Origin of the sequence: Actinomadura fibrosa, from assembly GCF_900659615.1 — a bacterium.
Lineage (GTDB): Bacteria > Actinomycetota > Actinomycetes > Streptosporangiales > Streptosporangiaceae > Spirillospora > Spirillospora fibrosa.
In genome coordinates this window covers 1-7562 of sequence record NZ_CAACUY010000348.1, presented here as the reverse complement: position 1 = coordinate 7562, position 7562 = coordinate 1, and the positions used below count along the sequence as shown (strand labels likewise).

At 75.6% G+C, this 7562-nt stretch carries 6 protein-coding genes; 3 read left to right on the top strand and 3 right to left on the bottom strand.

The window, feature by feature from the left end; genetic code table 11:
• Positions 1-361, bottom strand: a 361-nt coding sequence (locus E1300_RS45660; protein ID WP_207400356.1) for a hypothetical protein, incomplete at its 3' end; no start/stop codon positions are given.
• Between the two features lie 209 nt (positions 362-570).
• Here E1300_RS45660 and E1300_RS45655 point away from each other — a divergent pair.
• Positions 571-1224, top strand: a complete 654-nt coding sequence (locus tag E1300_RS45655; protein ID WP_131763512.1) for a TetR family transcriptional regulator — start codon at positions 571-573, stop codon at positions 1222-1224.
• Positions 1221-1625, top strand: coding sequence for a phosphomannose isomerase type II C-terminal cupin domain (locus E1300_RS45650; RefSeq protein WP_242619817.1), 405 nt, complete (start codon positions 1221-1223; stop codon positions 1623-1625). The genes E1300_RS45655 and E1300_RS45650 overlap by 4 nt, the downstream gene beginning before the upstream one ends.
• Positions 1626-1666: 41 nt before the next feature.
• Here E1300_RS45650 and E1300_RS45645 read toward each other — a convergent pair whose 3' ends face one another.
• Positions 1667-3673: a glycosyl transferase gene (locus tag E1300_RS45645; protein ID WP_131763511.1), complete on the bottom strand. Its 2007-nt coding sequence runs from the start codon at positions 3671-3673 to the stop codon at positions 1667-1669.
• A gap of 165 nt (positions 3674-3838) precedes the next feature.
• On the opposite strand from E1300_RS45645, the gene E1300_RS45640 reads away from it, so the two are divergent.
• On the top strand, positions 3839-4807 hold the full coding sequence (locus E1300_RS45640) for a phosphotransferase family protein (protein ID WP_131763510.1): 969 nt from the start codon (positions 3839-3841) through the stop codon (positions 4805-4807).
• Positions 4808-4893: 86 nt separating this feature from the next.
• On the opposite strand, the gene E1300_RS45635 is transcribed toward E1300_RS45640, so the two are convergent.
• Positions 4894-7562: family 20 glycosylhydrolase (locus E1300_RS45635; RefSeq protein ID WP_131763509.1), on the bottom strand; the 2669-nt coding region annotated here is incomplete at its 5' end.

Here is a 7562-nt window from a genome sequence, read left to right as displayed (position 1 = left end):
GGACGCGGGAGTCGGGGTCGGCGGCGAGCCGCGCGACCGTCTCGGGCGGCAGCGGCTCGGCGCGGTCCCAGCGGACGTCCGGCCCCCACGCCACGGCCATCCGGACCGTCGGGTCGGGGTCGGCGGCCAGCCGGGCGCGGAGCCCGGCGGGCACCCGGCCGTCCATGGTCAGCAGCCGCCGCGTCCGCGGGTCGGGATGGCGCGTGATCGCGTCGTAGACCGCGTCCGGGACGCCGGCCCGGTGCACCAGGGCGGCCCTGATCCGGTGCTCGGCGTGCTCCAGGATCCGCAGGAGGATGTCCTCCGGCGCGCTGGGGTTGGCGGCGAGGCCCTCCAGCCGCACCGAGTAGAGCGTCTCCACCCTTCGACCTCCCTGCCCCTGGTCGATCACGGTAACCGCTCGTCCGGCGCCCCGGAACCCCGGGGCGCCCGCGAGCGCCCGCGCAGGCCAGCGGTGTTGTCACCGGGTAACACCCCCGATACCGTTCGGTCCATGCGCGACCGCCTCCTCCGCCCCGCGGCCCCCCACCGTCCCCGCCGCGCCCGGCGGCGGCGTACGGTGGCCGGACCATGACGGGCCGGGCGGGTGCGGACCCGGGGTCGCGGCGCGACCCCGGCCGCCGCCGTGCCCTGCTGGAGGCCGCCGACCGCGTCATCCAGCGGGAGGGGCCGGGCGCGTCGATGGCCGCGATCGCCGCGGAGGCGGGGATCAGCAAGCCGATCCTCTACCGCCACTTCGGCGACAAGAGCGGCCTCTACCAGGCGCTGGCCGAGCGCCACACCCGCAAGCTGATCGAGGGCATCCGGGCGGAGTTCTCCCGGGACGACTCGGTCCGCGCGCGCACCCGCTCCACGATCGAGCGGTACCTCGCGACCATCTCGGCGAACCTGAACCTCTACCGTTTCCTGATGCACCGGGCGAGCGCCGAGGACGCGGCGACGCACAGCGCGATGAGCACCATGATCAGGGATGTGAGCCGCGAGCTGGCCGAGGTTATGATCGCCGACGGCGAGCTGACCGACCGCACCCGCGCCTACGTCTGGGGGCACGCCATCGTCGGCATGGTGCAGACCGCCGGCGACTGGTGGCTCGACCACGACCACGAGGTGCCGAGGGAGGCCGTGGTGGACGGCCTGGCCGACCTCATCCTCGGCGGCCTGCCGGCCGCCGCGTCCGGCGCGCCCGTCGCGCAGTTGTTCCGAGAACCACGAACCCCGAGGTGACCGTGCAGACCCAGACCGGCCAGCGTCCCGAACCGGCCGTGACCGGCCAGCGCCCCGAACCGGCCGTCGAGACCGACCGGCGGCCCTGGGGCGGCTTCGAGCGGTACACGCTCAACGAGCCGTCCACCGTGAAGATCATTTCCGTGGAGCCCGGGCAGTGCCTCAGCCTCCAGCGGCACCGCGACCGCGACGAGCTCTGGGTCGCGCTCGACCCCGGCGCGGTCTTCGAGGTGGCGGGGCGCCGCGTCCTGCCGGAGGTGGGCGAGCGGATCTTCATCCGCGCGGGGGAGACGCACCGGCTGAGCTCCGGCGGGCCCGCGGTCCGGGTCATGGAGATCGCGTTCGGGCACTTCGACGAGGACGACATCGAGCGCCTTGAGGACTCCTACGGCCGGGCCTGACCCCGGCCCCGTGACAGGGGGACGAGCCCGCGGCCCGGCGGTCAGCCGCCTGCCAGGCCGCGGACGTCCCACACCCAGACGCCGTCCTCGTACCGCCCCGGGCCGAGCAGCTCGCGCAGCGCCTCGCCCAGGACCCGCTGCTTCGGATGCGGTGCGAGCACCACCGCGTCGGCGCGCCAGTAGGCGAGGTCCGTGCGGGCCGCGGCCCGGTCCGCGTCCCTGACGACCGGCGGCGTCTCCTCGTCCCTCGTCTTGGCCAGCAGCTCGGACGTGGGGCGGCGGGGCGCGCCGTACCCGCCCGCGCGGTCCGCACCGAACGGGCCGACGAAGTAGCCCTCCGGCACGGGGAAGCGCAGGCCCGCCGCCATCTGCCAGCGCAGCGGCTCGGCGTCCAGCACCTCGGGCAGCGGCACCGGCACGAGCGTGCGGCCCGGCCGGACGTGGCGGCGCCACGTCCCGTCCGTGAAGAACGCCGGGACGGGTGCGCGCTCCGCGGCGGCGAGCGGCTTCGGCGCGATCGGCAGGAGCGCCTGAGCGAGCACCACGCAGCACAGCGCCCGCGTTCCGGAGGCTCGCGGCGTCCCCGCCGGGGCGGTCGCGAGGAACCGGTCGGTGCCGAGGGCCAGCAGCAGCCCGGCCGCGGGCACGCACAGCAGCGTCAGCCGCGACTCGATCACCGACTCGAACAGCGGGAACGCCGAGACGAGCGCCCACGGCCCCGGCATGCCCGTGTGACGGCCGTCCACGACCACCTCCGGGCCGAGCGACAGGACGGCCGCGGTCACGATCACGGCGCCCAGCGACCGGACGAGCGGATCGCGGCGCAGCCAGACCAGCAGCGCGGCCACCAGCACGGCGAGCGGCCAGCCGAAGAACGCGTTCTGCTCGGTCGCGGCGGCGTCCAGGGGCCCCGGGACGGCCTGGTGCCCGGCCAGCGACTGGCGGGCGAAGGCCGCGAGGACGGCGGCGTCGTTGCCGGACGGCCCGTGCGCCAGCCCGTCGTAGCTCTGCGCGCCGAAGAACTGGCGGACGAGCGCGTACGTCGTGAGGGGCAGGAACACGGCCGCCGCGACCCCGATCCCGGCCGCGAGCCGTCCCGCCGCCTCCCGCGCGGCGGCGGGGCGGGCCGCCGCGTACGCCGTGGCGAAGACCGCGAGCCCCGTCGCGGTGAGCAGGAGCACCTCCTCGCCCAGGTAGACCTGGTAGGCGGCCAGCAGTCCGAGGAGGGCGCCCTCGCGCACCGGCCGCCCCTCGCCGCGGGCCAGCCGGACCAGCCGTCCGATCATGAACGGGACCGCGGCCAGCACGACGAAGTTGGGGTGCGCGTTGGCGTGCGAGACGATCGGCGGCGCGAACCCGCAGAACCCGCCGCCCACCGCCGCCGCGGCCCGCGAGGCCCCGAGGTGCCGCTGGAACAGCCGGTACCAGGCCGCGGCGCTGCCGCCGAGCCCGAGCGTGAGCACGAGCGCCCAGGTGATGGACGGCCCGAACGCCAGCGTGACCGGCGCCAGCGGCACCGAGACCCCGAGCATGACGGTGTTGGCCATCAGGTTCACGCCGGCCGGATGGTTCTGCAACGTGGTGAAGAAGGGGTCGTCGAGGTGCGTGACGGCCCGCGCCGTGACCGCGAAGAACCACTCCCACTGGGTCTGGTCCTGGCCGCCGTCGACCAGGTAGCGGTGCTTCGGGTCGGCCCACAGGCGCCCGAGGACGGCGAACGCGGCCAGCACGAACCCGGCCGTGACGGCGAGGTCGATCTCCCGCCCGCTGAACCGCACGTAGCGCGCCCGAGCGGCCGCCCCGCCGCCCCGCGCACGGTCGCCCCGCACACGGTCGGTCTGTGCGCGGTCGGTCTGTGCGCGGTCGGTCTGTGCGCGGTCGGCCTGCGTGCCGTCGCCCCGCAGGCCGTCGCCCTGCGCCGTGTCTGCTCGCGTCCTGTCGGTTTGCGTTTTCTTGGTTCGCGGGCGGTCGGTTCGCTCGCCGTCCGGGCGGGGGCGGGGACGAGGGAGTTCCGGCGGGCCGTCGTCGCCCGCCTTCACGAGGTTCACGAGAGGGATCCTGGCGCTTCGGTGCGATCCGGGCCAAACAGGCGCGCGGGTCCGGGTCGGGTCCGGGGCGGGTCGCCCGGCGCGCGGGGGCCGTGCCAGGATGGCGCCCGGGAAAGTGACCGCTTACCCGCGTCCCGCGCCCGCACCGACCCCAGGGGGCCGCGCATGGATCTCGACCGGCTCGCCGGACCGCTCGCCGAGCTGCTGGGCTCCCGCTACGGCCCCGGCACGCGGGTGCGCGGGCTGTGCCGCGACAGCGGCGGCGCGTCCCGCCTCACCTGCGGGTTCGAGGCCGTGGACGCGGGCGGCCGGACGCACCCCCTCGTCCTGCGGACGGTGACCGGCGGCATCTCCGCGGGGGCGCCGCTGCCGCACGAGGCGGCGCTGATGCGGGCCGCCGCCGCGGCGGGCGTCCCGAGCCCCGAGGTGGTCGCGGCCGGCGGCCCGGACGGCCCGCTCGGCGTCGAGTTCGTCGTGATGGAGCGGGTCGAGGGCGAGAGCATCCCGCGCCGGATCCTCCGCGATCCCGCGCTCGCGGAGGTGCGCCCGCGGCTGGCCGCGCAGTGCGGCGAGATCCTCGCGGCCGTCCACCGGATCCCCGCGGACGCGGTGCCGCCGCTGGACCGCGCCGACCCCCTGGACACCTGGCGGGCGATGCTCGACGAGGTCGGCGAGCCGCACCCCGTGCTGGAGCTCGCGCTGCGCCGCCTGTCGCGCGAGCGGCCGCCGTCCCGCCCGCCCGCCGTGGTGCACGGCGACTTCCGCAACGGCAACCTCATCGTCGGCCCGGACGGCGTCCGGGCCGTCCTCGACTGGGAGCTCGCGCACATCGGCGACCCCGTCGAGGACCTGGGCTGGCTGTGCGTGAAGGCGTGGCGGTTCGGCGCGGAGCCGCCGGTCGGCGGCTTCGGCGGCTACGACGAGCTGCTCGCGGCGTACGAGGCCGCGGGCGGCGGCCCGGTGGACCGGGACGCGCTGCGCTGGTGGGAGGCGTTCGGCGTCGCCCGCTGGGCGATCATCTGCGCCATGCAGGCCCGGCGGCACCTGAGCGGCGGCGAGCGGTCGGTGGAGCTGGCCGCGCTCGGCCGCCGCGTCGCGGAGAACGAGTGGGACCTGCTCCACATGCTCCCCTGACGCCGCATGCTCCCCTGACGCCGCCGCGCCGGACCGGCGGCCCGGCCGGCCCCCGGAGGGGACGGCCGGGCCTCGTCCTCAGGTGCTCACTGGAGCAGGTTCCAGTAGTCGGGCGCGAGATCCGGCTGGTGGCCGGTCCCCGCCCGGGTCGCCCGGTACAGCTCGCCCTGGAAGGACACCAGCGCGCCGGGACGGTAGGCGGCCGTGCCCTGCCAGGCCGGCACGCCGACCGGCGAGATGCGGCTGGTGCGCCCGTCCGGCGCGCGGGTGCGGGTGAGCGCGGACGCGCCGACCGCGACCGGCCCGGTGTACGGCCGCCAGCGGGCGCCGTCCGTCGAGTACTCGATCGCCAGTCCCGGGTCGCGGACGTTCGCCGCCAGCGTCCCACCCGCGATCTTCGCGCCGGGCGGCGGGATGCGGTAGTTCACGCCGGTGCAGGGCAGGCCGACCGGCCGGTAGTAGGACAGGAGCGGGAACGTGACCTGGCCGAGCGTGTTGCTGAAGGTGCGCCAGGCGGCGTCCATCGCGGCGGGCGCCGGGGTCTCGCGGTTCCAGGCCCGCTCGGCGACGCCGAGCAGCTTCGGGAACGCCTGGTACTCGCGGATCTCCGGCGCCTTGCCGTTCTCCGCCCACAGCTGCGCCTCGATGCCGAGGATGTTCTTGCGGCCCGCGGGCGTGAGCCTCGTCCAGGACGGGCTGGGCGTGATCGGGTTGCCCCAGCGGTCCTCGGTCGCGTTGGCGTACACGTTGTACGGCTGGTAGGTGAAGGTGCTCTTCTCGTCCACGTACGCGGCCCAGTAGTAGCCGGGCTCGTCCGGGTCCTTGTTGTAGGCGAGGTCCATGTACAGGTTGGTCGCGTGGGCGAGGATCACCGGCGTCCCCTCGTTGGCGAACCGGTACGCCCAGTCCTCGCGTCCCCAGCCCCACACGTTCTGCCAGGGCAGCGGGGTGAAGCCGGGGAGCCGGTACGAGCGCGTCGGGTCGGTGATGTCCTCCCAGCCCGAGGTCGCGGGGGCCACCTTGTGCGCGATCTCGTTGTAGCGGGTGAAGAACAGCTCCTTCAGCTCCTCACCGGACTTCCCGGCCGTCGCGGGATTGCCCTTGCAGGCGGGGGAGCCCGACCACCAGCCCTCCTGAGGCCCGGGCGGCTCGTCCCCGCCGAGGTTGAGCCGGTTGAGCGGGGCGCCCGCGCCCTTGTACATCTCGGCGACCTCGGTGACCACCTTGGTCAGGAAGGCGTAGGTGCTCGCCAGGCACGGGTTCGCGAGGTTGTCGGTGTAGTACTGGACGCTCGTGTGCCGGCTCGTGTCGGCGGGGTCGAGCAGCCGGTACGTCGCGTCGTGGGTGCGCTGGTAGCGGCGCTCCATCGACTGGACGGCCGCGCGGGCGTGCGCCGGGAAGTTCAGCTCGGGGATCACCTCGATGTGCCGCGCGGTCGCGTACCGCAGGATCTCCTGGAAGTCCTCGACGGAGTAGTAACCGGTGCCCTTGCCGACGAAGTTCTGCGTGGCCGGCTCGTAGCCCTGGTAGGCGGGGGAGCGGCCGAGGTTCGCCTCCGTCTCGTCCCGCGGCTTCCCGGCGATCCCGTCGCCGCCGCCGAGGTCGTTCGCCGACCCCATGCCCTGGTGCAGCGCGCCCGTCTCCGCCAGGTCGAGGGCGCGGCGGGAGCCGAACCCGGTCAGCTCCGGCAGCCCGGGGATCTCCAGGCGCCAGCCCTCGTCGTTGGTGACGCCGAGGTGGAGCCGGTTGAGCTTGGTGAAGCTCATCAGGTCGAGGAACTTCTCGATCGTCTGCTTGGTCTCGAAGTGGCGGGCCACGTCGATCTGGAGGCCCCGGTAGCCGAACAGCGGCGCGTCGGCCACGGTGGCGCGCGGGACCGCGACCGTCGCGCCCGCGCGCCCGCCCGCGGCGGCCTTGTAGCCGCTCACCGGGACGAGCTGCCGCAGCGTCTGGATCCCGTAGAGCACCCCGGCGCGGTCGGTGCCGGTGATCCGGACGCCGGACGCCGTCGCGGCGAGGGTGTAGCCCTCCGCGTCCGGCTTCCCGTCGCGGTCGACGTCCAGCCGCGGGTCAAGCCGCAGGGCGATGGGCCTGCCCTTGCCCTTCGCCACGTCGCGCAGCGCGGACCGCAGGTACCCCGCCTCGCCGCGCAGCGCGGGCGCCGCCGAGATCTCCGAGCCGCCGCCGATCGCGACGGTGCCGCCGGACGCCGTGGCCGTCAGCGGCTGCGGGACGATGCTCTGCCGCAGCGTGAGGCTCTGCTCGCCGGACGGGTTCTGCGCGTACCGGGTCGCCGCCGTCTCGACGGGCCGGTTGTCGCCGGAGAACGCCTTGGTCTGCTTCGAGTCGGCGGGGTCGAGCAGCGTCTTGGACGGCAGCCACTCCGGCCGCCCGCCGCCGAACGCGATCGTCCAGCCCGCGGGGCCGTCGGACTTGTGGACCGCCCACAGCTCGACGTTGAAGTCGATCACGCGCCGCTCGCCCGGCCCGACCGGCGCGAACCCGGCCGCGGGCTTGAGCGTGTAGAAGTCGCCGCTCCGCGCGGCGTCCGCGCGGGCGACCGCGAGGCCCTGGCGGGCGAGCTGCTCGCGGGCGGTGTCGCCCGCCGCGCCGGCCAGCACCGCGGCGGGCTGCCGGACGGCGTTGAAGTACATCGCCCAGCCGGTGGCGCCGAGCGCGCAGCGCCGGTCGCGGTTGTCGAGGGTGAGCCGCGCGCGGTGGTACTGGGCGTCGGCGACCGTGTGGTCGACGGGCT

Coding starts and splice junctions, on each gene's coding strand:
- E1300_RS45655 (WP_131763512.1), top strand. CDS start 571: ATGACGGGCCGGGCGGGTGCGGACCCGGGGTCGCGGCGCGACCCCGGC.
- E1300_RS45640 (WP_131763510.1), top strand. CDS start 3,839: ATGGATCTCGACCGGCTCGCCGGACCGCTCGCCGAGCTGCTGGGCTCC.